Below are 26,273 nucleotides of genomic sequence, written 5' to 3'. Positions count from 1 at the left end.
GGGGTGGGCGTGTGCCGTCTCCGCTGTGGTGCCACAGAATGCTTCGCCCGTAGGTTCGATTTACTCTCGGAAAAGCCTGGATCCTCGTAACTCCAGACGGCGTGGGATGAGGATCTATCCGATCCGCCGATGAATCCGATTTCGAAAAGCATCCGAGTAAGGGGTTGATAGACTTCGGACCAATCGTCGGTGTCTGTGCTGTTGAGGATTGGTTCCCCGAGCTTGGTCATCCAGACTGTTCCACTGAACCCGGAATCTGCCATTAAGAGGACCGCTTCATCGAGTCTCTTTCGAAATTCGTCCTGATCCATCTTGACAGATGCTCCCCGGAATAGCTCGAACACTCGATCTATTCCTGGGAATGTTGGCTTCCATTCATCTCGCAGCGCGAGCAGTCTACCGCGAGAATAGTAGGGCTGCGCCTGGTGTATGCAATCCCAACTGATGCGGGGTCGACCGCCATTGAGTTGATAACACTCGTTCAGGTAGCTGATCGCGTCGCGGGGGCGCATTAGTGTTCGGCGCAGAATGAAAGCAAGTGCGTCTCCCCGGGTTTTATTCGTTGACGGCAGGACATCTGTTAGCTTGCTGACTCCGTGCGTATCGAACTTGAGGCCCGCAGCCTTAACTCTCTCGGTAAGCAATCTCTCGATGTCGGCATGGGTCCAGCGTAGGCGAATGGTCAATGCTCGATATTTCTCCTCTTGTCCTCCCTTTGGTCCGAAATCTAGATAGTCGAAAATGTTTGTACGTAGGGCAACGATGACCTTTAGATTCTGGACTTTCTTAAGGTCATTTACGGCACGGAACAGGCATCGGATCAAGTCATTCGAGATGGACTCGTCAACCCAATCTTTGTCGAGATCGTCAATCACTACATATGTGAAGTGGCCGCTAGAATCCAGGATGTCTGAATCTAGCACTTTGATCATTTGATTGAGTCTAGCCATTTGTGTGTCGTTAATGATGCGTTGGAACCTGGCGGCAAGCTCCGTGCGTTCTTGTGAGCTTGCTAAAACCGTATCGGAGGCCCCTAGGTTGATTTTTCCTATGGAGTTACCAATGGCGACGCCGGCCTCGTCCTTTATTTGACTTTCAAGTCGATCAGTAATTTCGCGAACGCGCTCGTCGGTCTCGACCCAAAATCGTCCTTCAAAGTCTTCAAGATACTGTAGGGCAAGTTGCTTACTTCGGTCTCTTTTGATCTTCTCTGAGATTAATGCGAGAAATCTATTCTTCGCTTCTTCGGAGTCAACCTGATAGCGATGTCGAATGATCTCAATTAGGAGTACGTGCTTCCATAGGGCGTTGAAGAAGTGATCAAGTTGGACGCCTAGATCTGTCAGGTATCTGATCACGTCCAGGCTGGTGATGTAAGGCAGTGAAAGGTTGTCTGGGTCAATTCTAACTATATGTTCTGGATTCTCTTCTTCGAGTCTGGTCAGGATCGCAGACTTTCCTGCGCCAGTCCTTCCCACCAGGAAACATTTCCGGTCATCTCTGGAAATTATCTGCTGGTACTGCGCGCTCTCGTAGAATGAGTCCTGAAGGAGCCAATCATTTTCGGCTTCTGTCCCGCCAAGGCTATAGGCAGTTCGAGGAGGCTTTCCGAAATTCTTTTTCGTCATGATGCACCTCGAATCTGGGGCAGAATGTTGCGCGCCATGTTGCCGCGGGTGACTAAGAGTCGCAACCCTCGGCACGCGTGGCCGTACGTTCAGTCGATAGCGGACTACCCTTTCGGATGAGTTCGGCGCTGACGGATCAGTCGCGGACAGTGCTACGCCGTCGGGAATGCCTGCTGGTCTTTAGCGAGTGCTGGTTCTACCGACCGGATTTCCATGCTCAAGGTAGGTAGTGCTGCCCGTCGCCTCCGCGTCGCGCGCATGGGACAGACGTCGAACCAAGCGAGGCAGCGTGCGCTGTTCAATGTCGCCACTATCGAGGTATCGATACTCGGACAGCTCGGATACTTGCAACTGGATCGTGGTGCGCTGGTCGTCCGTGAGTTGGCCGCCGTTGAAGATGAAGAGGATTTTGTCGCCGTCCCGCTCGCTGGGTGCCCAGTCGGCGACCAGGAGGCGGCCGATGGCGGGGCGGATGCCTAGCTCTTCTTCGACTTCGCGTACGCAGGCTTCGTAGGGGGTCTCGCCGGGCTCGACGTAGCCACCGGGGATGTCCCAGTAGTCCTTGTAGGTGGGTCGCACCATCATGATGCGGCCCTCGGCGTCGGTGAAGAGGGCTCCGGCTGCGGCCGCTGCGCGGGTGGGGTTGTGCGGGACGTGCAGGTGGCCATCGACCTCGCGCCCGGGGTCGACACCTCCGGACTCCCTGCCGAGAGACGAGCCCGGCACGCCATCGAAACCGCCCGCGCATGGAACCGCACCGACGACGCCATGTCCGCGCTACTCGACGCCGAACGCTTCGCTCCAGAACAGGTCCGCTACCACGCCGTCAGCCGAAACCTCGTCCGCACGTGGGTACGCCGCAGCCGAGGCAAGCCAAGCCACCACCTCACGGGCCTCGCCCCGCAGACGATGATGCCGGGCGCATACACGGCGAGATCTTCGCGGTAGGTGAGCCGGCATGTGCAGCGCCACCATCGCGTCAACCGGGTACGCGACGACGGTGGCAACGGCGACGCCGGTCGGCATCCGGTCGACCGGGCCGGTCCCACCACAGAGAACCGCCCCGGCCAACGGGAACGGGAACGGGACGGGCAATGGGCCGCTGCCGATCGAGCTGTTCAACAAGCTGCGGGGTGGCCAGTGACCGCCATCGAACGGCGCGCCGCCCGCCTCTGGCGCATCCGCGTCCCCGGCACGCTGCTGACCGGTACCGCGGTCACGGTCCGCCTCGACGCCAGCGAGATAGACGCCCGGATGTGGGTCGCGGTCGGTGCGGGGCATCGCCGGCTGCCGCTGTCGATCGGCGAAGCCTGGGCGGTGTTCAAGCTGCTCGGCGAAGCGCTCGACGTCACCGGCGACCCGCCGGCCTTTGTCCGTTCCCCCGTCACCCCGACCAGTAAGTAGAGGAGGGCTGAGTCTTGTCCGCTGCGCAGAGGGCCGAGAGTACGGCCCGGCTGGTCATCATGGCCGCGATCGGGCTCATGGCGGGGGCCGCGAGTTTCACGCACATGCATGACTGGACGATGCAGAAGGCGCCCGCCGGTACGCCGGAGTGGTTCGGGTGGGCCAATGCGGTCGTGTCGGAGTTGACGCCGGCGTTGGCGTTGTTGGAGTGGCGGCGTCGGCGCCGTACGGGTGGGTCGGTCGGGTATCCGGTGGCGTTGCTGATCGGGTCCGGGCTGCTGTCGTTGGCGGCGCAGGTGTCGCAGGCCAACGATTCGATGGCGAGCAAGGGACTTGCGGCGCTACCCGCGATCGCGTTCACGCTGTTGATCAAACTGGTGTTCTCCGGCCTGCCCACCCCCGGCCGCACGGAGAGCGCGACGGCGGCCGACCACATCCGCGGCGACGGCGACTCCCGCCAGGACCAGCGTGATCACCAGGCCATGAACGATCGAACGAGCAACGGGACGGCCCTCAACCACAGCCTGAACGGTGCTCACGATGCCCGCGCCGATGCCACCAACACCGCACCAGAACAGCGCATCCCAGCCGGTTTGCACGCGCCGCTGCCGACGCCATCGCAGCCAAACCCTGATCGTCACGGCCAGACCGTACCGACGCCCGCCGCTGAGCACATCGGCGATTCGGCCCGGAACCGGCCCGCGGTCGCTCGGGTGGTTGCCCCATCCCGCCCCACAGCGCGGGTGAACGGCTCTGCATCGGAGGTGCCGGCGTGACAACCGTGAAGGCGACGGCGGTCGTGCTTCCGGGCCTGGGTCGGGAGGAGACTCCTCGGCCCGGGTCGCGGGCGGCGCGGCTGTTGCAGCCCGTGGCGAAGGACGTTGCTCGGGATCTGGCGGTGCAGTTCGGGGTGTGCGTGAAGCCGGTGTGGCTGCGTCGTACCGACACCACGACCGGGGAGACCGAGTTGGTGTCGGTGCCGTGTGGCGCGACGTCGGCGGCGAAGTGTGAGCCGTGCGCGGAGGCGAACCGGCGGCTGCGGATGCAGCAGATCCGTGAGGGCTGGCACCTCACCGAGGAACCGGTTACGGAACCGGACGCGCCGGATGAGGAACAGCGCGGGCTGGTCGAGTACCGGGCGGCGTTGGAGTTCGCGCGGACCGCCGCGGTGATCGGCTCGGAGTGGGACCAGGTGACCGACCTGGACGCCGAGATCGACCGCGTTGACGAAGAGATCACCACCGCCGGAGTCCGCGGCTCGGTACTGCCCGGCGGGCGGAAAGACTGCCCCGACGAGGAGTCGGCCCCATCCCGCAAGCGGTCGACCAAGCGCCGGCAAGACGCGCCGGATCTTCCTCGGTTGCCGGTGGCGAACCGGACGGTGCCGCACCCGCACATCGGGTCGGATGGGCGGGAGCACCGGGAGTCGATGTTCCTCACGCTCACCCTCGGCTCGTATGGCGCCGTGCACTCTGCCTACTGGCGGCGCGGGAAGGTTCAGCCGTGCGAGTGCGGGGAGCTGCATTCCCAGCACGACACCCGCTTGGGCACGCCGGTGGACCCGGACGCCTACGACTACCGGGCCGCGGCGTTGGACGCGATCCACTTCGCGAAGGTGATCGACCGGTTCTGGCAGAACCTGCGCCGGGCGGTGGGGTGGAAGGTGCAGTACGCGGGGTCGATCGAGATGCAGAAGCGCCTGACCCCGCACGGGCACTTCGCCGTCCGCGGTGCCCTGGCCCGCAGGCTGGTCAAGCAGGTCGCGGCGGCCACCTACCACCAGGTGTGGTGGCCGGCCCATGACGAGCTGCGATACGACCCGGAAGGCGAGTTGCCGACCTGGAACGTGGACGAGATGACCTACCGGGACCCGCACACCGGGGAAGCACTGCCCACCTGGGACGAAGCCCTTGACGCGATCGAGGACGACGACGACGCGGAACCGGCCCACGTGGTCCGGCTTGGCACGGTGGATGTGAAGGGCATCCGCGGCGGGTCGAAGGACGCCGAGAAGACGGTCCGCTACATCACGAAGTACATCGCCAAGGACATCACCGACGCGGTGACGCCGGGCTCTCGGGCGCAGGAAGACCACATGGCCAGGCTCGGCGCGGAGCTGCAAGTCTTGCCGTGCTCGCCGACCTGTCCGAACTGGCTGCTGCGGGCGGTGCTGACGACCGCGGTGAACGAGGACAACATCCTGCCGCGGAACCCGTGCCGCATCCCGGGCGCCGACCGCGAGAACCCGGAGGAACGACCGACGCTGACCGTGACTCAGGTGTACGACCTGGCCGGCGAGATGCCCGACCGGTACTTCGCCCTGGTCCTGCTCGCCACGTTCGCCAGCCTCCGGTACGGGGAGGTCACCGCGCTGCAACGCCAGGACCTGGACCTGGACGCGCGCACCGTCCGGGTGCGACACACGTTCGTGGAGCGGTCACGGGGTGGGCTGCTGCTCGGTCCACCGAAGTCCCGGGCCGGTCTGCGTACGGTCTCGATCCCGGCGGCGATCGTGTCGGAGCTGCGCCGGCACCTGGCCGAGTATGCGGGCGACGAGCCGACGGCGTGGGTGTTCACCGGCGAGCGGGGTGGGCCGGTCAAGCGGAGCAACTTCAACCAGCTCGTCGGGTGGAAGGACGCGGTGGCCAAGATCGGCAAGCCGGGGCTGCACTTCCACGACCTGCGCCATACCGGCAACACGCTGGCCGCGTCGTCGGGCGCGAGTACGCGTGACCTGATGGCCCGGATGGGACACGACAGCATGAATGCCGCGCTGATCTACCAGCACGCGACGTCGGAGGCCGACCGCGCGATCGCCGACGCGCTCAACGCGAAGCTCCCGAGCGGCGACGACGAGCCCGACGACGGCGCGGCCGGGGTCCTGGCGCCAACGGCCTAATGGCACGGTAATGGCACGCAAGATCAACTAGAGGTCCCAGCAAAGACGAAGGCCAGGTCGGGGAATCCCCTGACCTGGCCTTTCGGTGTGGAGCGGGTGACGGGAATCGAACCCGCACTGTCAGCTTGGGAAGCTGATGTTCTGCCATTGAACTACACCCGCGTACTCACGGACGCGTGAGCGGGTATCACTGTACAGCCTCGGTACGGATGGGGGTGCGCCCGGCCCGCCGGGTCGCCGGTCCCCGGGGTGGGGCGGGGCCGATGACGGTGGCGGGCCGGGCGCACTGGGGGCGGGGAGGCAGGTCAGCGGGGTGCGCGGTGGCGGCCTTGCGGGCCGTCGATCAGCCGGCGGATGCCCTCGGTGAGGCCGCGGAGGCCGGCGGGGCGTGGCGGGCGGTCGGCGGTCGGGGCCGTCCCGGGCGTGGGCGGGATGCCGGCGGTGTCACCGGCGGGATGGACGGTGACGCCGAGCCACCGTACGGAGACCGTGCTGGTGTCGGGGGTGTCGCCGGCGGTGTCGAGGTCGACGATCTCGCCGACCAGGGTGATGCCGGTGGCCCCGGGCCGGGCGCCGTCCACCGGGGAGGCGGTGCGGCCGTTGGCGACGGCATCCGCCGGTACGGCGGCGAAACCGGGGTGGACGGGTGCGGCGAAGGTGGTCACTGGACCTCCCTGATCGACGGTGCGGCGGTCAGACTGGCGGGGTCGCGCCAGATCGTGAAGTGCGCGGACTCCTGGTCGATGGCGGGGCCGCCGACGCCGGTGTCGCGGCGGGCGAGCATCGCGGCGTCGACGAGGAACTCGTAGAGCTGCCAGTCGACGGACGCGGCGGCGCGGGACTGGTGGGCGAGGCGGGCGCGGCGGTCGGGGTCGGCGACCGGGACGGCGCGACCCGCCACGTACGCCTCGTCGTCGCAGTCCTCCGGGGGGAAGGAGTGCAGCGCGTAGCGACCGTCGCGGTCGAGGTCGCGGCGCTTGGGTGAGTCGATCAGGAAGCAGAACAGGCCGTCGTGCGTGATCAGCGGGCTGACGGGATGGACCCGGGGGCCGCCGTCGTCGCGGACGGTGGCCAGGTAGCCGAAGCCCTGGCCGAACTGGTGCACGAGGCCGCGGATGGCTTCGGCCAGCTCGGGTGCCGATGTGGCGAACTCAGTCCAGGTGGCCATGTCCGATATTCTATCGAACACATGTTCGAACGTCCACTTGGTTAGCCCTTCCGGGTGGCCGCGTCACGGCGTCCACCGCCCCTTCGGTACGCTGCGCGAATGCTGCTGTCGGACCGGGATCTGACCGCCGAGATCGACACCGGTCGGCTCCGCCTCGATCCGTACGAGCCGGGTCTCGTCCAACCGTCCAGTGTGGACGTTCGGCTGGACCGCTGGTTCCGCGTGTTCAACAACAGCCGGTACACGCACATCGATCCGGCGCAGCAGCAGGACGACCTGACCAGCCTGCGCGAGGTCAAGGACGACGAGCCGTTCGTCCTGCACCCGAGCGAGTTCGTGCTGGCCTCGACGCTGGAGGTCGTCACGCTGCCGGACGACCTGGCCGGCCGGCTGGAGGGCAAGTCGAGCCTGGGCCGCCTCGGGCTGCTCACGCACTCGACCGCCGGCTTCATCGACCCCGGCTTCTCCGGCCACGTGACCCTCGAACTGTCCAACGTGGCCAACCTGCCGATCATGCTCTGGCCGGGCATGAAGATCGGCCAGCTCTGCCTCTTCCGGCTCTCGTCGCCCGCCACCCAGCCGTACGGATCGGAGCTGTACGGGTCGCGTTACCAGGGGCAACGCGGCCCGACGCCGAGCCGTTCCTGGCAGAACTGGCGTACCTGGCCGACGAGCTGACGGCCGCCCGCGACGCCCCGCCGGCGCGGGTACGTGGGCATAGGAATCGCTTGCTGATCTTCGGGTGTTACACCCGGAATTCGGGGCTTTCGTGCCCTCTGGCGGGTGGCTACGCTCCGGTTTGATCCGACATGGGATCCCTTACCCCTCAAGGAGGTTCCCCATGGGTTCACGCCTGCGCGTACTGGCCGCGGCGGCCGCGGCCACGGCCGGACTGGCCAGCGTCGCCGGTGCCGCCACAGCCGCCCCAGCGACTGCGAACGGCCGCACCATGCACTCCTGCGCCACGTCGACGGCCGGCACCGCACACTGCCTCGCCGTACTGCGTACCGACGTGCACGCCAGCAACTCCGCACTCCGCAAGGCCGCCGCCACCCCCTCCGGGTACGGACCCGCCGACCTGCAGTCCGCGTACCAGCTGCCGTCGTCCAGCGCCGGCGGCGGGCAGACCGTCGCCATCGTCGACGCGTACGACGCGCCCACCGCCGAACAGGACCTCGCCGTCTACCGCACCCAGTACGGGCTGCCCGCGTGTACGACCGCGAACGGCTGCTTCCGCAAGGTCGACCAGAACGGCGGCACCAGCTACCCGCGCAAGGACGGCGGCTGGGCGCAGGAGATCTCCCTCGACCTCGACATGGTGTCGGCCGTCTGCCCCAACTGCCACATCCTGCTCGTCGAGGCGAAGTCCTCGTCCTTCGCCAACCTCGGTGCGGCCGTCAACCGCGCCGCCACCATGGGCGCCAACGTCATCAGCAACAGCTACGGCGGATCCGACGCCTCCGACGCCAACTACGGCAGCTACTACAACCACCCCGGCATCGCCGTCACCGTCAGCTCCGGCGACTCCGGCTACGGCGTCGAGTACCCGGCGTCCTCGCACTACGTCACCGCCGTCGGCGGCACCTCGCTCACCAAGGCGTCCAACAGCCGCGGCTGGACCGAGACCGCGTGGAACGGCGCCGGCTCCGGCTGCTCCACGTACAACACCGCGCTGAGCGGACAGTCCGCCGCCGGTACCGGCTGCGCCAAGCGCGCCGTCGCCGACGTGTCCGCCGTCGCCGACCCCAACACCGGCGTCGCCGTCTACGACAGCACCGCCTACCAGGGGTACTCCGGCTGGATGGTGTTCGGCGGCACCAGCGTCGCCGCCCCCGTCATCGGTGCCGTGTACGGGCTCGCCGGCAACGCCGCCAGCATCGACAACAACTACCCGTACGCGCACGCGTCCGCCCTGTACGACGTGACCGGCGGGTCCAACGGGAGCTGCCCGACCAGTCAGTGGTGCACCGCGCGTACGGGGTGGGACGGGCCCACCGGGCTCGGTACGCCTAACGGGGTCGGGGCGTTCTGAGGGTGCTGGGGTGTGGGCGACTTGGGTTGGGCGCCGGTCGTGCGTGGCGCCGAACGACGGCCACACCCTATTGTTCAACAATTGGACAATGCCACTGTTCAACAATTGAACAATGACACAATTGGACAATCTCGATTGTTCAATTGTTGAACAAAAAGGTGGGGCCCGGTCATCGCACCGGGCCCCACCGCCGTGCCGCACCCAAGTCACCGCCGCACACCCTCCTCCCAGCCACACGCCCACACCCCATCAACCCCCGATCGCCGGGGTACCGCCCCACCTCTCCACCCGCCTCGGTAACGTCGTATTAACGCATCAAGCGATGGCGTCCCGAGGCTGGGCGATACTGTTCGACGCGTCCCGGGCCCGGTTTGGCGCGTCGAAGATCGGTGAGGAGCACTTCATGGGTGCGCGTTTCGGGGGGTACTTCGATGGCCGGTGACGGCCGCGGCGCCCCGCTGTACCAGCGGATCAAGGCGGAGTTGCGTGCCGCGGTGGCCCGCGGGGAGTACGAGCCGGGTAGTCCGTTCGTGACGCAGCGGGAGCTGTGCGAGCGGTACGGGGTGAGTACGACGACGGCGGTGAAGGCGCTGAACGACCTGGTGGCGGAGGGGTTGTTGGTCCGCCGGCAGGGGCGCGGGACGTTCGTGGCGGACCAGCCGGAGCGTACGGCGGGGGTGGCGCCGGTGCGCGCGGTCGCCTGCATCGTGCACGGCCTGCCGGGCGCGCATGTGTCCAATGTGGTCAGTGGGGTGGAGTCGGTCTGCGCGGAGCTGGGCCTGCGCATGTACCTGACGGACACGGCACGCCCGGACGTACTGGCGTCGCCGGAACGGGAGGCAGGCGCGCTGCGGGAGGCGATGGACTCGGGTGTCACCGGCATCGTGCTGTACCCGGTGGAGGGGCTGCACAACTCGGCGTTGCTGAGCGAGGCGCAGCGCCGTGGCATCCCGCTCGTACTCGTCGACCGCTACCGCACGGACATCCCGACGGACGCGGTGGTCGTCGACAACTTCGCCATCGGGTACCAGCTGACGCGGCACCTGATCGACGCGGGGCACGAGCGGATCGTCACGCTGTGGAGCGAGACGCAGGTGACGAGCGTGCAGGACCGGCTGACGGGGCACGTGCAGGCGCTGCGCGAGGCCGGCCTGCCGATCAGCCCGCAGTTCACCGCGCTCCGGCCGTACCTCGGGCAGCCGGCGGCGGCGCGCCTGGGCCTGCTGCGTACGGCGCTGGAGTCGGCCGAGCCGCCGACCGCCGCCCTCTGCGCCAACGGGTACGTGGTGGCCGCGGCGGCGAAGGACCTCGTCGCACTCGGCCGTACCGTGCCCGGTGACGTCGAACTCGCCGGGATGGACGACGCCGGCCCGTTCGACCTGCTCGGGCTGACCGCGGTGACGGCCGAACTGCCGTCGCGGGAGATGGGCGTGACCGCGATGCGCCTGCTCGCCGAGCGCGCGGCGGGCGCCACCGACGGCCCGCGCCACGTCACGCTGCCCACCGGCGTACACACCCGCGACGCCGCCTCCGGCTACCTGCGCGCCGTGGTCGGTGGCACCGCCTGATCCCCCGGTACGCACCGCGCACGTCCGCCGTGCGCGGAAGCCGGGCCGGATCCGTACACCCGCCGGCGACCGAGACCGCCGACCCGGAGCCGGATCCGGGTCGGCGGTCTCGCCCGCTGCACCATCCGTTCCGTGCGCCGGCACGCCCCCCGGCACCGACCAGTCTGACGCTGGCGGCTCCCGGTGCGGGTGGCGAGGTGCTTGCGCACGAATCGATTCCGGTACTCCGACCCGCGTGGGCCGTGCAGGATCGGTACGGCGAACCGTGCTCCGGGGTGGGTGTCCACTGTGGACACCGCGGCGTCGGGGCGGGCGAATGATGCGTTAAAGGTTTAAGGAGCAACCGCTTTCCAGTACGAGACCCATCACGGCCCTTGTGTCGCGGGCAGGGTTAACGCTTTAATGTCCACGCGCAGCTCGACCAGCCGGGCGCCGAGGAGGGCACATGGGACTGCGGTACCGGACGGCGATCATCGGCGCGGGCAGCATCGCCGCGGACGCGCACGTACCAGCGGTGCGGGCGTTGGAGGACGAGCTGGACCTGGTGGCGGTGGCGGACGCCGACGCGGAGCGGGCGGCGACGTTCGCGGGGACGTACGGGATCGCGGCCAGTTACGACGATCCGGCGGAGTTGCTGCGGATCGAGGAGCCGGACCTGGTGCTGGTGTGTACGCCGTCGTCGACGCACCCGGAGCTGGCGGTGGCGGCGTTGCGCGCGGGCGCCTGGGTGTACTGCGAGAAGCCGGTGGCGGGGTCGTTGGCGGACCACGACGCGATCCTGGCGGCCGAGCGCGCGACCGGGCGGTACTGCGCGCCGGTGTTCCAGTGGCGGGCTGGCAGCGGCGCGACGCACGTACGCGGGCTGTTGCGGGCGGGGACGCTGGGCGCGCCGTTGCTGGCGCTGTGCCAGACCACCTGGTACCGCGGGGCCGAGTACTACGCGGTGCCGTGGCGGGGTCGGCGGGACACGGAGCTGGGCGGGGCGACGGTGACGCAGGGCGTACACGGGATCGATCTGTTGTTGTGGTTGTGGCCGGACTGGCGCGAGGTGAGCGCGCGGGTGTCCACTGTGGACCGTGAGATCGAGACGGAGGACGTGTCGCTGGCGCACGTGACGTTCGGGTCGGGTGCGCAGGCGTCGGTGGTGAACAGCGTGGTGTCCGCGAGCCAGGAGTCGTACCTGCGGCTGGACTGCCGGCGGGCCAGCGTCGAGCTGCGCCACCTGTACGGCTACCGCAACGCGGACTGGACGTTCACGCCGGCGCCGGACGTACCGCCGACGGAACCGGGCTGGGACACCGTGCCCGAGGAGGTACCGGCGACGCAGCGGACACAGCTGGCGGGGATCGTCGCGGCGATGCGGGCGGGTCGGCCGCCGGAGCACACGGCGACGGATGCCCGGCGTACCACGGAGTTCGTGACGTGCCTGTACAAGTCGGCGGCGACGGGGGCACCGGTGGCGCGCGGTTCGGTCGGGCCGGGCGACCCGTTCTACGCGTCGTGGTGGGGTGCGGTGTGACGGTCGCGGTCCGGTCGGTCCGCGCGGACGCGGTGACGTTGCGCGCCCGGATGCCCTTCCGGTACGGGATCGCGGAGATGACGGCGATGCCGCACGTGTTCGTCCGCGCGGTGGTGGACGTGGCGGGCGACCGGGTCGAGGGGGTGGCGGCGGACAACCTGCCGCCGAAGTGGTTCACGAAGGACCCGACCACCACGTACGCCGAGGATCTGGTGGAACTGCGGGCGGCGGTGCTGGCCGCCTGCGGGCGCGCGACGGGGTCGTCCGGCGCGACGGTGTTCGACTGGTGGCTGGCGCTGCACCGCGACCTCGTGCCGGTCGGTACCACGGCGCGGTGGCCGCCGCTGCTGGCCGGGTTCGCCGTGTCGCTCGTCGAACGGGCCGTGCTGGACGCGTACTGCCGGGCGCGGGACACGACCCTGGGCGCGGCCGTACGCGACGGTGGGCTCGGGATCCGGCTCGGCGCGGTGCATCCGGAGCTGTCCGGCGCGGAACCGGCCGCCCTGCTCGGTACGCCGCGGGACCGGTTGGTACTGCGGCACACGGTGGGGTTGGGCGATCCGCTGACCGCCGCGGACGATCCGGCACCGGTCGACGGCGGGCTGCCGCGGACGCTGGTGGACTGCGTCCGGGCGTACGGGCTGACGCACCTGAAGGTGAAGCTGTCCGGTGACCCGGCCGCGGATCTGGTGCGGTTGAGCCGGATCCGCGCCGTGGCCGACGAGTACGTGGGGCCGGCGTTCCGGTACACGCTGGACGGGAACGAGCAGTACCGGTCGGTGGGGCCGTTGCGGGAGTTCGTGTCGGCGCTGCCGCCGGAGTTGACCGGGCCGCTGCTGTTCCTGGAACAGCCGCTTCACCGGGACGTGGCGTTCGACGTCGACCTGACCGAGTGGCCGGACCGGCCGCCGGTGGTGGCGGACGAGTCGGGCGGCACGCTGGACGCGCTGCGGTCCGCGTTCGCCGCCGGGTACGCGGGGATCAGCCACAAGAACTGCAAGGGCGTGTTCCCGGGCGTCGCGAACGCCTGCCTGGTCGCGGCGCGGAACGCGGCCGGTGAGCGGCGCGTGCTCTCCGCCGAGGACCTGACCACGGTGGGCCCGGTGTCGCTGCCGCAGGACCTCGCGGTCGTTGCCACGCTGGGCATCCCGCACGTGGAACGCAACGGCCACCACTACTTCCGCGGCCTGTCCGGCTTCCCGGACCCGGTCGCCGAGCTGACCCTCGCCGCCCATCCCGACCTGTACACCCGCCTCGACGACACCGCGACCCTCGCGGTACGGGACGGGACGCTCGCGGTGGGCAGCGTGCTGCGCGCCCCGTTCGGTACGGGGCTGACGCCGGACGTGGTGGACCGGGCGGGCGGCGTACCGCTGGTGGACTGGCAACCGACCGAGGTGGACGGACGATGACCGACGCGCACACGCTCGCCGACCGGATCGTGTTCCGGCACGACGGCACCGATCTCGCCACGTACGTCTTCGACCCGGACGTGCCCGCGTTCGAGTCGCCGAAGCCGTACCTGCACCCGTTGCGTACGTTGGCCGGTGACGTGGTCACCGGGTACCGGCCGCACGATCACCGGTGGCACAAGGGAATCCAGCTCGCGGTGGCGAACCTCAACGGGGCGAACCTGTGGGGCGGACACACCTATGTGGACGGTCGCGGCTACCTGGAACTGCCGGAGCGCAACGGAACCATGCGCCACCTCGGCTTCGACGCGGTGACGGGCGACGGCCTCGTCGAACGCCTCGCCTGGCACACGTACGACGGGGCCGAGTGGGTCACCGAGCGCCGCGAGCTGGGCGTCTCGGTCGGCGCGGACGCGTGGACGCTGACGTTCCAATCCGAGCTGCGGAACGTGAGCGGCACGGTGCTCCGGTTCGGCAGCCCCGGGACCGAGGGCCTCGTCGGCTCCGGGTACGGCGGGATGTTCTGGCGCGGGCCGCGGTCCTTCATCGGCGGCACCGTACTGGCCGGCGGTGGACTCGGCGGCGACGGTACGGACGGCGACACGGTGCGCGGCGAGTACGCGCAGTGGCTGGCGTTCCGGGGGCGGCACGACGAGGTCGACCGTACGTCGACGTTGGTGTTCGCCACGCTGGGGCGGGAGTCGGTGCCGTGGTTCGTCCGTACCGAGCCGACTCCGCAGGTGTCGCCCGCGCCGTTCTTCCACGACGTGGTGCCGCTGGCACCGGGCGCGACGCTGCGGCTGGCGTACCGGGTGGTGGTGGCGGACGGGACGTGGGACCGCGACCGGATCGAGACGGCGCTGGCCGGTGCCCGGTGACCCCGGCCCGACCGCCGGGGAGGCACGCCATGCCCGCACCCGCGGCCCTGATCACCGGCGGTACCGGCGGAATCGGCCTGGCGACGGCGGAACTCCTGCGCGGCCGCGGGTACCGGGTGATGGTCGCCGGGGACACCGTGGACGTCCCGGCCGGCGTGCTCGCGGTGCGCGCGGACACCCGCACGCCGGCCGGCGTCGACACCGCGCTCGCCGAGGTACGGGCCCGCTTCGGCACGCTCGACGTGCTGTACCTCGACGCCGCGACGGCCGCGAGTGGTGACTTCGACGAGGCGGTCGCCGGCCCGGTCAAGGGCAGCTGGTTCGCGCTGCGCCGGGCGTTGCCGCTGCTCAACGACGGCGCCTCCGTCGTACTCACGGTCGGCGCCGGGCTCGCCGTCGCCCGCGGCGCCCTGCTCCCCCTGATGCGTACGCTCGCGCTCGAACTGGCGCCGCGCCGGATCCGCGTCAACGCCGTCAGCGCCGGCCCGGTCGACGGGGTGACGCCGGAGGCGGCGGCGGGCGTACCGCTCGGCCGGACCGGTACCACGTCGGACGTCGCGGCGGCGGTGGCGTTCCTGGCCTCCGACGGCGCCAGCTTCATCACCGGGCACGACCTGGTCGTCGCCGGCGGCGCCGACCTGTACGGCGCCGGCCGGTGAGCGGACCGCCGCGCGGGTTCCGCGCGCCGGGCCTGTACCGGAGGGTCGCCCCGGGGTAATCTGCGCTGTCCGACATGACGGGCATGCGGAGGTGTCTCGTGCGGATCGGTACGGCGGTCGCGGGGGCGGCCACGGTGGGTCTGTTGGGTGCGGCGCTGACCGCGCCCCCGGCGTACGCGGGGTCCGGTCGGGACCACCGGCAGGCGGCGTTCACCGCCGCGGCACGCGAGTTCGGCGTACCGGCGCCGGTGCTGCTCGCCGTGTCGTACCAGGAGACGCGGTGGGAGGCGCACGGCGGCGCGCCCAGCACCTCCGGGGCGTACGGGCCGATGGCGTTGACCGACGTGCCGCGGAGCGCGCTGGGGCAGCGCGGTGACGGCACGCCGCCGCCGGACTCGCCCGCGCTGCACACCGCGCGTACCGCGGCGGGGTTGATCGGGGCGCCGGTGTCGCGGGTCGAGCGTGACGACGTGACCAACATCCGGGCCGGCGCGGCGCTGCTCGCGCACTACGCGAAGGCGCTCGGCACCCCCGGCACCGTCGGCGGGTGGTACGCCGCGGTCGCGCGCTACTCCGAGTCGGGCACCACCGCCGGCGCCACCGAGTTCGCCGACGACGTGTACGGCACGATCACCGGCGGCGCGTCCGCCGACACCACCGACGGCCAGCACGTCCGCGTCGAAGCCGACCCCGCCGTACGCCCGGACACCGCGCCGCCGCACCGGTTGGGCCTGCGGGCCGAGAGCGCGACGCCGAAGGCGGAGTGCCCGCGCTCGCTCGACTGCGACTACATCCCCGCGGCGTACCAGCTCAACGACCCGAAGGACCCGCAGTCGTACGGCAACTACGACGTGGCCGACCGTCCCAAGGACGAGCGCGTCGACACGATCGTGCTGCACGACACCGAGGAGACGTACGCCGACACCATCGACACCTTCACCAACCCCGCCGCGTACGTGAGCGCGCACTACGTGGTGCGGTCCGGCGACGGGCACGTGACGCAGATGGTGCCGACGAAGGACGTCGCCTGGCAGGCGGGCAACTGGTACATCAACAGCCACTCCGTCGGCATCGAGCAGGAGGGCTTCGCGATCGCCGGCGCCACCTGGTACACCGAGCGGCTGTACCACTCGACGTCCACGCTGGTGCGCTACCTGTCCGCCCGGTACGGCGTGCCGCTGGACCGGCAGCACATCATCGGCCACGACAACGTCCCGGCAACCAGTACCGCCGGGATTCCCGCCATGCACTGGGATCCGGGCCCGTTCTGGGACTGGAACCACTTCATGACGCTGCTCGGCCGGCCGACCGTCCCGTCGTACGGCAACGTGGTGACGATCGCGCCGCGGTTCGCCGACAACGTCCAGCAGGTCACCGACTGCGAGCAGCACCAGCCGGTCGCCGCGCAGGCCAGCTCGTTCGTGTGGCTGCGCACCGCGCCCAGCCCCGACGCGCCGCTGTTCAGCGATCCCGGCCTCCACAAGGACGGCGCCGCCGGCACCGACTGCGCCGCCGACTGGGGCGACAAGGCCAGCGCCGGCCAGCAGTTCGTCGTCGCCGACCGCAAGCCCGGCTGGACCGCCATCTGGTACGCCGGGGCCAAGGCCTGGTTCGCCGACCGCGGCGCCGGCAAACCCACCGAAACCCTTGTCGTACGGCCGAAGCACGACGCCGTCGCCACCTACGGCGTCGCGTACCCCGACGCCTCCGAGTACCCGTCGGACATCCCGGCCGCCGGCTTCGCGCCGCTGCCGTACACCATCGGCTCCGGACAGTCCTATGTGTACGGTGGGCCCGTCGCCACCGACTACTACTACGCCAAGACCATCGACAACAGCCTGCCCGACGACCACACCGTCGTCCGCGGCCACCAGCGGTACCTGCGGATCCAGCTCGGCCACCGCATCGCCTTCGTCCGCGCGTCGGACGTCGTCGTCACGCCCGCCTGAGACCCGGTCGTCGCAAGCCCCGCCGGCACGTGTCGGCGGGGCTTCGCGTTGCTCGACGCGGGGTCTGTTTGACGTGAGTGGGTGACAGCTGATCTCGGTGGGTGCGATGATCAACACGTACGGCGAGATTGTCCCATTGTTCAACTGTTCAACAGTTGACTTGTTGAACAATGACACAATTGAACAATCCGAACCCGCACGGCAGTTTCCTACACGATGCTGGGCCGTTTGGGAAGGTATTGACGACGGGGCGCGGACGGGCCAAGGTGAGCCAAACCCGTACTGGGAGGTTGCCCATGCGTCGCCCACCGCCGAGGTTCACTCTCGCGTTGACCACCGGTCTGACGGCCGGTCTGGCCGCGTTGGTGCCGGTCACTGCCGGCCATGCCGCTCCCGTGTCGCGCCAGCAGGCGTACGCGGATGCGGCGGCGCGCTACGGCGTGCCGGAGAGCGTGTTGCTTGCCGTGTCGTTCCTGGAGTCGCGGTGGGATGCGCATGCCGGCCAGCCGAGTACGGCGGGCGGTTACGGTCCGATGAACCTGACGGATGTGGCCAACGTGAGCGCGGATGCCCTTGCCGCGCAACCGAACGAGGACGCCCGCGGCGACACGCAGCGCCCGCTGGCGTCGCCGGATCGGCCGGAGTACACGGGGGATCAGCCGTCGTTGCGCACTCTGGGTACGGCCGCGGACCTGACGGGTACTCCGGAGCGGACGTTGCGTACGGACGCGGCGGCGAACATCGCGGGTGGCGCGGCGCTGCTTGCCAGGTACCAGAAGGATCTGGGGGTGTCGGGGTCGGATCCGGCGGACTGGTACGGCGCGGTGGCGCGGTATTCGGGTGCGCCGGACGAGGCGGGTGCGCGGACGTTCGCCGACGAGGTGTTCGACGTGTTGCGGTCGGGCGAGTCGCGCCGGACGGACGGCGGGGACACGGTGTCGTTGGCGGCGGATCCGCAGGTGAGCCCGGCGACGGGTCAGCTGGCGGCGCTGCACCTGACGAAGGCGGACGCCTCTGGTACGGAGTGCCCGAGCGATGCGGGGTGTGACTTCATTCCGGCGGCGTACGCGCTGAACAGCGCCGATCCGGGCGACTACGGCAACTACGACAAGGCCGACCGCCCGCGGGACATGAAGATCCAGTACCTGGTGATCCACGACAACGAGGGCTACTACAACGGCACGATCAGCTGGTTCCAGAACCCGAGGGCGTACGCGGCGGCGAACTACGAGCTGCGCTCGTCGGACGGCCACATCACGCAGATGATCGAGAACAAGGATCTGGCGTGGCAGGCCGGGAACTGGTACATCAACATGCATTCGATCGGGATCGAGCACGAGGGTTTCGCGGCGACGGGCGCCACCTGGTACACGGAGGCGATGTACCGGCAGTCGGCGAAGCTGGTGCGCTACCTGGCCGGGCGGTACGGGATCCCGTTGGACCGGCAGCACATCATCGGTCACGACAACGTGCCGGGCACGCTGCCGACGACGATCAGGAACATGCACTGGGATCCGGGCCCGTTCTGGGACTGGGACCACTACATGGATCTGGTACGCGGGCACGCGGACCACGGTGCGGGCGGCCCGGATTCGGGCCTGGTGACGGTGAAGCCGGGCTTCGCGTCGAACCAGCAGGTGGTGACGGGCTGCGACAAGTCGGGGAGCGGTACGCCGTGCGCCGCGCAGCCGACGAACTTCGCGTACCTGCGGACGGCGCCGAGTGACGACGCGCCGCTGGTGTCGGATCCGAAGCTGCACGCCGGCCCGGGTACGACGGACATCGCGGACGTGGCGGCCCGCGCGACGGACGGCCAGCAGTTCGCGGTGGCGGACCGGAAGCCGGGCTGGACGGCGATCTGGTACCTGGGGCAGGAGGCGTGGCTGCACAGTTCGCAGGTGCGGCCGGCGGTCGGGTTCGTGGTGACGCCGAAGCCGGGCAAGGACTCCGTCCCGGTGTACGGCCGGGCCTACCCGGAGACGTCCGCGTACGACGGGTCGCCGGTGCCGGTGCAGGCGGTGACGCCGCTGGGGTACCTGTTCGCGTCGGGTCAGCGCTATCCGTTGGGGTTGACCGATGTCCCGGCGGACTACTACTACGCGCCGACGATCGACCTGTCGATGCCGGGTGACCACACGGTGGTCCGCGGCCACGACCGGTACTTCGAGATCCAGTTCGGTCACCGGGTCGCGTACGTGCGCGCCGCGGACGTGACCGTACGGAACGCGAACGCCGCGTCCTGACGGCTGACTCGCGCCGCCCCGGTCGTCGTACGGCCGGGGCGGCGTCGTGTTCGGCGCAGTCGCGGTCAGCCGAGGTACGTGACGGTCTCGGCGAGCGGCGCCCGGTCGGTGACGACGGGCGCCGCGGCCGGGTCGGCGTACCCGATGGAGAGGCCACAGACGAGCATCAGCCGGTCGGGTGCACCGACGGACGCGGCGACGGTGCGGTGGTACACGGGCCAGGCTTTCTGCGGGCAGCTGTGCAGGCCCTCGGCGCGCAGCAGCAGCATCACGGTCTGGAGGTACATGCCGATGTCGGTCCACTGGGTGGCGCCGAAGCGCCGGTCGAGGTAGCAGAAGAGGGCGGCGGGTGCGCCGAAACAGTCCCAGTTCCGGGCGACGGCGCGGGCGCGGGCGGCGGCGTCGGCGCGGGCGATGCCGAGCGCCGCGTACCGTCGTTCGCCGGCGGCGGACCGCCGTTCCCGGTACGGCGCCGGCAACTCCGCCGGGTACTGCGGGAACTCGGGTTCGTCGCCGGGGTCACCGGCCGCCACCCGAGCCCCGGTACGTCGGGTGAGGTCGGCGAGCGCGGACCCGCTCAGCAGGTACCCGTGCCAGGGTTGGATGTTGCCGCCGCTCGGGGCGCGCGTGGCGGCGGCGAGGACCCGGTCGAGCGTCGCCCGCGGTACGGGTTCGCCGGTGAACGCGCGCACCGCCCGCCGGCTCGCGACCGCCTCGTACACGTCCATGTGCGTCTCCTATGCTCCGCGGGGTGGCCCGTTCCGCCACCGTCCCGACACCACCTGCCTACGGTGTTGACGGACGGGAACGCGGAAGGGTGACCGATGGGGACCGACGACGGGGTGACGGCCCGGTTCGAGGCGGAGCGCGCGCGGCTGCTGGCCGTGGCGTACCGGATGCTGGGGTCGGCGGCGGAGGCGGAGGACGCGGTCCAGGAGGCGTGGCTGCGGCTGGACCGCGCGGACGTGTCCGACGTGCGCAACCTGCCGGGCTGGCTGACGACGGTGCTGTCCCGCATCTGCCTGGACCTGCTGCGGGCGCGGGTGTCGCGCCGGGAGGATCTCGGCGCCGAGCCGGCCGACGCCGTGTCACCGGTCGCCGACCCCGAGACCGAGGCGGTACGCGCGGACGAGGTCGGTCGCGCCCTCCTCGTCGTCCTCGACCGCCTCGGCCCCGCGGAACGCGTCGCGTTCGTGCTGCACGACATGTTCGCCGTCCCCTTCGACGACATCGCGTACGTGGTGGACCGCTCGCCGGTGGCCGCGAAGAAGCTCGCCAGCCGTGCCCGCACCCGGGTCCGCGGTACGCCGGTCGTGTCGCCGCCCGACCTGGCCCGGCACCGGCGGGTCGTCGAGGCGTTCCTCGCGGCGGCGCGCAGCGGCGACCTCACCGCGATCCTCGCCGTCCTCGACCCCGACGCGGTACGCCGCGGCGACCGCCTCGCCGTCCCCGCCGACCGTCCCGTCGAGGTACGCGGTGCGCGTGCGGTGGCCGGCGAGATCGCCGTCTTCGGCCGCAACGCGCGCTTCGCCGAACCGGCGCTGGTGGACGGTGCCGTCGGTGTCGTCGTCGCGCCGCGCGGCCGGCTACGCCTGGTGTTGCTCGTGTCCGTCGCCGGCGAGCGCGTCGCCGGCTACGAACTCGTCGCCGACCCGGACCGCCTGCGCCGCCTCGACCTCGCCGTACTCGACTGACCGTGGACACGACGACGGGGCCGCACCCGGCGGCCCCGTTCGCTTGTCGGACAAGGGTTTCAGGCGTCCAGCGCGCCGCGCCGTACCTCGTCGGCGAACGCCGCCCACGCCGCCGGCGCCACCGTCAGCGCCGGCCCGCCCGGGTCCTTGCTGTCCCGTACGCCGACGACCCCACCCAGGTTCCCCGCCACCTCAACACAAGCCCCGTTGCTCTGGCTACGTGAACTCTTCTGCCAGTCGGCCCCGACGAGATTCGTCGCAACCTCAACGCAGTTGCCGTTTCCGGCTGACCTGCTGGACTTCTGCCAGTCGGCGCGCACGAGGTTGGTCGCCACCTCGACACACGCCCCGTTGCTCGCGCTCCTCGTGCTCTTTCGCCACTCAGCGCCCGTGAGAATGCCCATCGTCAGTCATCTTCTCCGCTGCTTGACGGATCGCCTGCCGGGAAGCCTCCTTGTCGAGTGCCGCCCCGCGCAGATGGTCCCACAGGCGTCGAACCTTGGCCAACGGCTCTTTGCCCTCCAGATACATCTCACCGCCGATGGTTTCCATGTACACCACCGGATCCATGTATTCCTCATCTGGGAACTCAAGCAGTTGATAGCTGCCCAGCATGCCGGCGTGGGCGCCGAGGGTTCGGCTGACGACATGGAGATGGACGTTCGGCTGCTTGGACAGCTTGGTCAGGTGAGCGAGCTGTTCCCACATGACCTCGGCCCCACCGGTGCGGCGGTACAGAACTGGCTCGTCGATGATGGCGTACAGGCTGAGCGGGTTGTCGCCCGCCAACCTGTCCTGTCGCCGCAGACGCATCTCTGCGCGGGTGGCCACGACGTCATCGGTCAGTTCTTCCTCGTTGACCTCTCGGATCGCTGCCTCGGCGTAGGCGCGTGTCTGTAGAAGACCGGGAAGGACAGCGTTCTCCCAGTCGTAGACGGTGGCGGCGATGGCCTCGAAGGACACGAACTCCAACAGGTCGTCGGTCACGGAGTCGGCGTGGGCGGCCCACCAGCCGCCGCGCTGCCGGGCGCCCTTGACCAGCGCGATCAGGCACGCGCGCGTGCGCTCGTCCGCGCCGTACGCCTCGGCCAGCGTCTTCACGTACGGCACGTTGGTGGTGGCGTTCTTGTGGATGCGGCTGAGCGTGGACTTCTTGATGTCGGTGCGTTCCTCGACCTGGTCCAGCGAGAGCCCGGAGTCGCCGTGCAGTCGCCGAAGTTCGGCGGCGAGGCGGGACCGTCGCAGCGTCATCCTCATCGTCATGACGCAGGATCTTACGCCACAAGCCAGGAACATCGACCAAAGCAGATATCTCACAGATACACGTGGATATCTGAGATATTGCATCTAGCCAGGATCTATGCGACAGTACTCACGGCCGGTGCTCCGCTGGTGGCGAGCCGTCACCATTCCCCCATGCCCCAGCGGGGCGCCGGCTCCCCACGACCGCCGGGAGGTACGACCCGTGGATCGGCAGGAAGCGCGCGAGATCATCGCGACCCATCACGCGTACGCTGCGGAGGCGCGGGGCGCCGGCCTGGTGTGCTCGATCGACCAGGACGAGCCGTGGCCGTGCCGCTGCGTACGGGAGGCGCGGGCGTTCACGCCCGAACCGGACCGGTACTGGCACGCCGTGCCGCGGCGCGGTGACCTGATCTGGCTGGACGCCACGGCGTGCGCGCTGTTCGCGTCGGGTCCGCGCTGGTTCGCGGTCCGCGACGTGGACGAGAACGCCGGCAGCGGGTACGTGTTCGTCTGGGGCCGCCCGATCGAGCACGGGCGCCCGGCCGGCGACCGCGACGTGTGCCTGCTGGTCAACGTCGTACGGCTGAAGATCGCCGAGCGTGATCGACGTCGCCGCTGACCCCGTTGCAGTTCGCAGTACGAACTAATTAGTGTTCCTCGGGAAGGCACCCACCGAGGGACGGGAGCTGCGACCATGACCGACGTCGTGTTCGGCTTCGGCGCACACAGCCGCATCGAGGACGGGCCGGAGCTGCTGCGGCTCGTCGCACAGGCCGACCGGGACGGGCTCGACCACGTGTCGCTGTCCGACCACCCGTACCTGGGGGACCGGCTCGACGCGTACGCGGCGATCGGGTTCCTGCTCGGCCGCACCGAGCGCATCGCCGCCTTCGCCAACGTCACCAACGCCGCGCGGTCCGCACCGCTGCTCGCGCGTACCGTCACGTCGTTGTCGGCGCTGTCCGGCGGCCGGGTCGTGCTCGGCATGGGCGCGGGCGGGCTGTGGGACCGGATCGCCGACCTCGGCGTACCGAAGCTGTCGCCGGCGGCGGCGGTGGAGGCGTTCGAGGAGACGATCGTGCTGGTACGCAAGCTTTCCGGCGGCGGCGACCCCGTCACGTACGAGGGGCGGCACGTGCGGGTGCGCGGGATCGACCCGGCGCCGGTGCCCGCGCCGCCGGTGTGGACCGGCTCGGTCGGGCCGCGGTCGCTGGCCGTCACCGGTCGCGTCGCCGACGGCTGGATCCCCGGCCACGCCGCCGACTGGACCAGCGAGCGGTACCGCACGTCGCGGCCGGTGATCGACGCGGCCGCGGCGGCGGTGGGCCGCGACCCCGCCGAGATCCGTACGATCTTCAACCTGCCGGGCCGGGTCACGGACCGGCCGCTCGCCGCGACCCGGGACGCCGACGGGCGGTGGCTCGGCGGCTCCGTCGACCAGTGGATCGAGGAACTGACCGGAGCCGTACTCGACCACGGCGCCGGCGGGTTCACGCTGTTCTCCCCCGCCGGCGACGTGCAGGACCCGGCGACGATCGGCCGCTGGGCCACCGAGATCGCCCCCGCCGTACGGGAAGCGGTTCAGGCGGCGGGGCCGAACCAGGCGGCCAGCGCCCCGCGTACCTGATCGGCGGTGGCGTCGGCGTCGCCCGCCCACGCCACGTACCCGTCCGGGCGTACCAGGATGGCGTCGGCCGGGGGCTCGTCGGTGCCGGCGCGGACCACGTCGACCCGGTCGGCCCAGCCCTTCGCCGCGTCCACCAGGTCCGCCCGGCCCGCCAGGTCCAGCAGCAGCGGGCGGGCCGGGCGCAGCAGCTCGGCCACGCGTACCGGGCCGGATCCGTTGCGCAGAGCCAGATCCGGCAGCCACTCCCCGGCGAGCGGGTGGGCCGGCGCGGGCGTGTCGTACCGGATGCCGGCGCCGGCCATCAGGTCGTGGATGCGCCGCGCCGCGCCCGGATCGGCCAGCAGCTCGCCGAACAGGTCGCGCAGCGCGGTGACGTTCGGGCCGGGTCCGAGCAGCGCGGTCTGCGCCCGGGTGTGCATGATGACCCGCCTGCCGACCGGCATCCGCTCACTCTCGTACGTGTCGAGCACGTCCGCCGGCGCGCCGTGCAGTACCGCGGCGAGCTTCCAGCCGAGGTTGAACACGTCGGCCATGCCCAGGTTCAGCCCGGGGCCGCCGATCGCGCTGTGCACGTGCGCCGCGTCGCCGACCAGGAACACCCGGCCCGCCCGGTACCGGTCCGCCTGCCGCGAGTTGACGCCGACGATCCGCCGCGGCGGAGCCGCCCCCGCCGGCACCTCCACCGGTACGTCCGCGCCCAGCACCCGGTGCAGCGCCGCCCGCAGCTCCGCCACGTCCATCTCGTACGTGTCGGTCAGCGACTCGTCCGTCCACTCCATCGCCGACACGCGGAACCGCCCCGGCGCGAACGCGGCGTACGCGAAGAGGCCGTGCTCGGTGCGGGTGAACGTCGCCGGCCGGAACCGCCCCACGCCGGGCACGTCCAGCTCACCGCTGCCCGCCACCGCGTACGGTTCCGGCACCGCCACCTCGCCGCTGCGGGCCACGAACCCGCGATCGGTGATCCCGGGGAAACCGATCCCCACCGCCTTGCGTACCAGGCTGCGCGCGCCGTCCGCCGCGACGAGGTACCGCGCGCCGAGCCGGTAGTCACCGTCCGGCCCGCGTACGTCGAGGGTCACCGCGTCGGCGTCCTGCGACAGCGCGGTCACCTCGTGCCCGCGGCGTACCTCGACGCCCAGTTCGGCCCCGCGCTCGGCGAGCAGCTCCTCCATTCGCCGCTGCGGCACCGGAAGCGCGTACAGGGCATTGTCGTCCACAGTGGACAGACCGAACGGTACGGCGCCGAACTGGAAGCCCGGCACCGGCTCCGGCCCCGGCGCCCCGCCGCTGAACCGCTCGTACAGGCCGCGCCGGTCCAGCGCCGCGACGACCCGGCCCACCAGGCCGTTCGCCTTCGGCGCGGTCGGTCGCTCCGTCAGCCTCTCCAGCACGACCGGGCGTACCCCGGCGAGGGCCAGCTCGGTCGCCATCAGCAGACCGTTCGGTCCGCCCCCGACGATCACGAATTCGACGGTCATGGTGTGCTCCTCTCGCTGCCGTACCAGGGCACGGCTCCGCCACCCGTACCGGCACGCGGGCACGACGGACCGCGACCCGTACAGGTCGGATGTGGTTGTGGGGTAAGGGATTCAGCGCACCCGCACGGTCAGCGCACCCGCACGGTCAGCGGGCCAGGCCGCCGCCGAGCTCGTCGAGCGCGTCGCGCAGCAACGCCGCCAGCGGTACCGGCGGGTCGGCCGTCAGCCACAGTTCGCTGGCGAGCTGGGTCGCGACACCGACCGCCCCGGCCACCAGCCTCGGGTACATGTCGTGTGGGTCGGCGCCGATGCGTTCGGCGATGGCCTCGGCGCAGGCGTCGTTGGCCGCCGCGTACGCCTTGTGCATCTCGCCGAGGAGCGCCGGCTCGGTCATCATCAGCCGTACCCCGGCGGTCCACTCGGGGTCGGGTTCGTCGTGTTCGGATCCGGCGTGCGCGAGGACGGCGGCGGTCACCGCGTCCCACAGCGGCTCGTCGGCGGGCCGCGCCCGGATCACGTCGGCGGCCTGCCGCGCCCGGTTCAGGTGGCGCCAGACGATCGCCTCCGCCTTGCTGGAGAAGTAGTTGTTGTACGTCCGCGGGGACACGCCGGCCTCGGTGGCGATGTCCTCCACCTTGACGTTGTCGAAGCCGCGCTCGACGGTGAGCCGCAGCGCCGCCCAGCTCAGCGCGGCGCGGGTCTGCTCCTTCTTGCGTTCCCGCAGTCCCCCGGTACGCGTCGTGTCCATGCACCGAGCCTAACCGTAAACGTGCGCGGCACGCAAGAATTCGTGGCACGCACTTTTGTCGGGTCCGAACGACGGGTCCGAAAGCTGCCAGACGGAGCACTCGCCCCGCCGGCACGCTG

General features: G+C 70.2%; 23 protein-coding genes, 1 tRNA gene and 2 pseudogenes. 15 read left to right on the top strand and 11 right to left on the bottom strand.

From position 1 onward, the window contains the following. A partial coding sequence (locus Aru02nite_RS24560) for a P-loop ATPase, Sll1717 family (protein ID WP_203661646.1) occupies positions 1–1,628 on the bottom strand: 1,628 nt, incomplete at its 3' end. A gap of 180 nt (positions 1,629–1,808) precedes the next feature. Further along, the gene (locus tag Aru02nite_RS24555) at positions 1,809–2,354 is read right to left on the bottom strand and encodes an NUDIX domain-containing protein (RefSeq protein WP_239076921.1); all 546 of its coding nucleotides are present in this window, start codon (positions 2,352–2,354) and stop codon (positions 1,809–1,811) included. A gap of 222 nt (positions 2,355–2,576) precedes the next feature. Here Aru02nite_RS24555 and Aru02nite_RS24550 point away from each other — a divergent pair, with 222 nt between their 5' ends. The 3 genes from Aru02nite_RS24550 to Aru02nite_RS36895 are packed head-to-tail and all read left to right on the top strand — an operon-like array spanning position 2,577 to position 5,931. Next, positions 2,577–3,032: a hypothetical protein gene (locus Aru02nite_RS24550; protein WP_203661644.1), complete on the top strand. Its 456-nt coding sequence runs from the start codon at positions 2,577–2,579 to the stop codon at positions 3,030–3,032. A 14-nt stretch (positions 3,033–3,046) separates the two neighbouring features. Continuing rightward, complete coding sequence (locus tag Aru02nite_RS24545) at positions 3,047–3,808, top strand: DUF2637 domain-containing protein (protein WP_203661642.1); 762 nt, start codon at positions 3,047–3,049, stop codon at positions 3,806–3,808. Beyond that, positions 3,805–5,931: a site-specific integrase gene (locus Aru02nite_RS36895; RefSeq protein ID WP_239076920.1), complete on the top strand. Its 2,127-nt coding sequence runs from the start codon at positions 3,805–3,807 to the stop codon at positions 5,929–5,931. Before Aru02nite_RS24545 ends, Aru02nite_RS36895 begins: the two co-directional genes overlap by 4 nt. A gap of 88 nt (positions 5,932–6,019) precedes the next feature. On the opposite strand, the gene Aru02nite_RS24535 is transcribed toward Aru02nite_RS36895, so the two are convergent. The 3 genes from Aru02nite_RS24535 to Aru02nite_RS24525 form a co-directional block, all read right to left on the bottom strand. Beyond that, positions 6,020–6,093 (bottom strand) — tRNA-Gly (locus tag Aru02nite_RS24535). Between the two features lie 143 nt (positions 6,094–6,236). Continuing rightward, positions 6,237–6,596, bottom strand: a complete 360-nt coding sequence (locus Aru02nite_RS24530; protein ID WP_203661641.1) for a hypothetical protein — start codon at positions 6,594–6,596, stop codon at positions 6,237–6,239. Further along, positions 6,593–7,099 (bottom strand): pyridoxamine 5'-phosphate oxidase family protein, encoded by a 507-nt coding sequence (locus Aru02nite_RS24525; protein ID WP_203661639.1) that lies wholly within the window; start codon positions 7,097–7,099, stop codon positions 6,593–6,595. Before Aru02nite_RS24525 ends, Aru02nite_RS24530 begins: the two co-directional genes overlap by 4 nt. A 99-nt stretch (positions 7,100–7,198) precedes the next feature. Here Aru02nite_RS24525 and dcd point away from each other — a divergent pair, with 99 nt between their 5' ends. From dcd to Aru02nite_RS24480, 9 genes are all read left to right on the top strand, one after another. Then, positions 7,199–7,777, top strand: coding sequence for a dCTP deaminase (gene dcd, locus Aru02nite_RS24520; RefSeq protein ID WP_203661637.1), 579 nt, complete (start codon positions 7,199–7,201; stop codon positions 7,775–7,777). Between the two features lie 163 nt (positions 7,778–7,940). Beyond that, on the top strand, positions 7,941–9,131 hold the full coding sequence (locus tag Aru02nite_RS24515; RefSeq protein ID WP_203661635.1) for a S53 family peptidase: 1,191 nt from the start codon (positions 7,941–7,943) through the stop codon (positions 9,129–9,131). Between the two features lie 431 nt (positions 9,132–9,562). After that, positions 9,563–10,699 (top strand): GntR family transcriptional regulator, encoded by a 1,137-nt coding sequence (locus tag Aru02nite_RS24510; protein WP_203661633.1) that lies wholly within the window; start codon positions 9,563–9,565, stop codon positions 10,697–10,699. A gap of 445 nt (positions 10,700–11,144) precedes the next feature. After that, the gene (locus Aru02nite_RS24505; RefSeq protein WP_203661632.1) at positions 11,145–12,218 is read left to right on the top strand and encodes a Gfo/Idh/MocA family protein; all 1,074 of its coding nucleotides are present in this window, start codon (positions 11,145–11,147) and stop codon (positions 12,216–12,218) included. Then, positions 12,215–13,630 carry an enolase-like domain-containing protein gene (locus Aru02nite_RS24500; RefSeq protein ID WP_203661630.1) on the top strand — a complete coding sequence of 472 codons (1,416 nt, stop codon included), beginning with the start codon at positions 12,215–12,217 and terminating at the stop codon, positions 13,628–13,630. The genes Aru02nite_RS24505 and Aru02nite_RS24500 overlap by 4 nt, the downstream gene beginning before the upstream one ends. Beyond that, positions 13,627–14,508, top strand: a complete 882-nt coding sequence (locus Aru02nite_RS24495; protein ID WP_203661628.1) for a DUF6807 domain-containing protein — start codon at positions 13,627–13,629, stop codon at positions 14,506–14,508. Before Aru02nite_RS24500 ends, Aru02nite_RS24495 begins: the two co-directional genes overlap by 4 nt. 29 nt (positions 14,509–14,537) lie before the next feature. Further along, positions 14,538–15,167, top strand: a complete 630-nt coding sequence (locus tag Aru02nite_RS24490) for an SDR family oxidoreductase (RefSeq protein WP_203661626.1) — start codon at positions 14,538–14,540, stop codon at positions 15,165–15,167. 98 nt (positions 15,168–15,265) lie between these two features. Continuing rightward, positions 15,266–17,116, top strand: coding sequence for an N-acetylmuramoyl-L-alanine amidase (locus Aru02nite_RS24485; RefSeq protein ID WP_239076919.1), 1,851 nt, complete (start codon positions 15,266–15,268; stop codon positions 17,114–17,116). 329 nt (positions 17,117–17,445) lie between these two features. Continuing rightward, entirely contained in the window at positions 17,446–19,359 is a 1,914-nt protein-coding gene (locus Aru02nite_RS24480; RefSeq protein WP_239076918.1) for an N-acetylmuramoyl-L-alanine amidase, read from the top strand. Between the two features lie 65 nt (positions 19,360–19,424). Here Aru02nite_RS24480 and Aru02nite_RS24475 read toward each other — a convergent pair whose 3' ends face one another. Continuing rightward, positions 19,425–20,087 carry a nitroreductase gene (locus tag Aru02nite_RS24475; protein ID WP_203661622.1) on the bottom strand — a complete coding sequence of 221 codons (663 nt, stop codon included), beginning with the start codon at positions 20,085–20,087 and terminating at the stop codon, positions 19,425–19,427. A gap of 96 nt (positions 20,088–20,183) precedes the next feature. On the opposite strand from Aru02nite_RS24475, the gene Aru02nite_RS24470 reads away from it, so the two are divergent. Beyond that, the gene (locus tag Aru02nite_RS24470) at positions 20,184–21,053 is read left to right on the top strand and encodes a sigma-70 family RNA polymerase sigma factor (RefSeq protein WP_203661620.1); all 870 of its coding nucleotides are present in this window, start codon (positions 20,184–20,186) and stop codon (positions 21,051–21,053) included. A 59-nt stretch (positions 21,054–21,112) separates the two neighbouring features. Here the strand turns inward: Aru02nite_RS24470 and Aru02nite_RS36890 are convergent. The 3 genes and pseudogenes from Aru02nite_RS36890 to Aru02nite_RS24460 form a co-directional block, all read right to left on the bottom strand. Beyond that, a pseudogene (locus Aru02nite_RS36890) lies at positions 21,113–21,307 on the bottom strand (DUF397 domain-containing protein); the annotation flags it as partial. Between the two features lie 3 nt (positions 21,308–21,310). Continuing rightward, positions 21,311–21,457 (bottom strand): annotated as a pseudogene (locus Aru02nite_RS36885) (DUF397 domain-containing protein); the annotation flags it as partial. Beyond that, positions 21,435–22,316: a helix-turn-helix domain-containing protein gene (locus tag Aru02nite_RS24460; protein WP_203661616.1), complete on the bottom strand. Its 882-nt coding sequence runs from the start codon at positions 22,314–22,316 to the stop codon at positions 21,435–21,437. The pseudogene Aru02nite_RS36885 and the gene Aru02nite_RS24460, both read right to left, overlap by 23 nt. A 202-nt stretch (positions 22,317–22,518) precedes the next feature. Between Aru02nite_RS24460 and Aru02nite_RS24455 the strand changes: the two genes are divergently transcribed. Both Aru02nite_RS24455 and Aru02nite_RS24450 read left to right on the top strand, forming a co-directional pair. Then, on the top strand, positions 22,519–22,917 hold the full coding sequence (locus tag Aru02nite_RS24455) for a hypothetical protein (RefSeq protein ID WP_203661614.1): 399 nt from the start codon (positions 22,519–22,521) through the stop codon (positions 22,915–22,917). Between the two features lie 75 nt (positions 22,918–22,992). After that, positions 22,993–23,925: an LLM class flavin-dependent oxidoreductase gene (locus tag Aru02nite_RS24450; RefSeq protein WP_203661612.1), complete on the top strand. Its 933-nt coding sequence runs from the start codon at positions 22,993–22,995 to the stop codon at positions 23,923–23,925. On the opposite strand, the gene Aru02nite_RS24445 is transcribed toward Aru02nite_RS24450, so the two are convergent. Together Aru02nite_RS24445 and Aru02nite_RS24440 are read right to left on the bottom strand one after the other, a co-directional pair. Then, positions 23,880–25,406, bottom strand: a complete 1,527-nt coding sequence (locus Aru02nite_RS24445; protein ID WP_203661610.1) for an FAD-dependent monooxygenase — start codon at positions 25,404–25,406, stop codon at positions 23,880–23,882. The genes Aru02nite_RS24450 and Aru02nite_RS24445 overlap by 46 nt on opposite strands. Before the next feature lie 145 nt (positions 25,407–25,551). Then, the gene (locus Aru02nite_RS24440; protein ID WP_203661608.1) at positions 25,552–26,154 is read right to left on the bottom strand and encodes an acyl-CoA-like ligand-binding transcription factor; all 603 of its coding nucleotides are present in this window, start codon (positions 26,152–26,154) and stop codon (positions 25,552–25,554) included. Positions 26,155–26,273: the final 119 nt, after the last annotated feature.

This window comes from Actinocatenispora rupis (assembly GCF_016861975.1).
GTDB lineage: Bacteria > Actinomycetota > Actinomycetes > Mycobacteriales > Micromonosporaceae > Actinocatenispora > Actinocatenispora rupis.
This window is presented reverse-complemented; position numbering and strand designations above follow the sequence as displayed.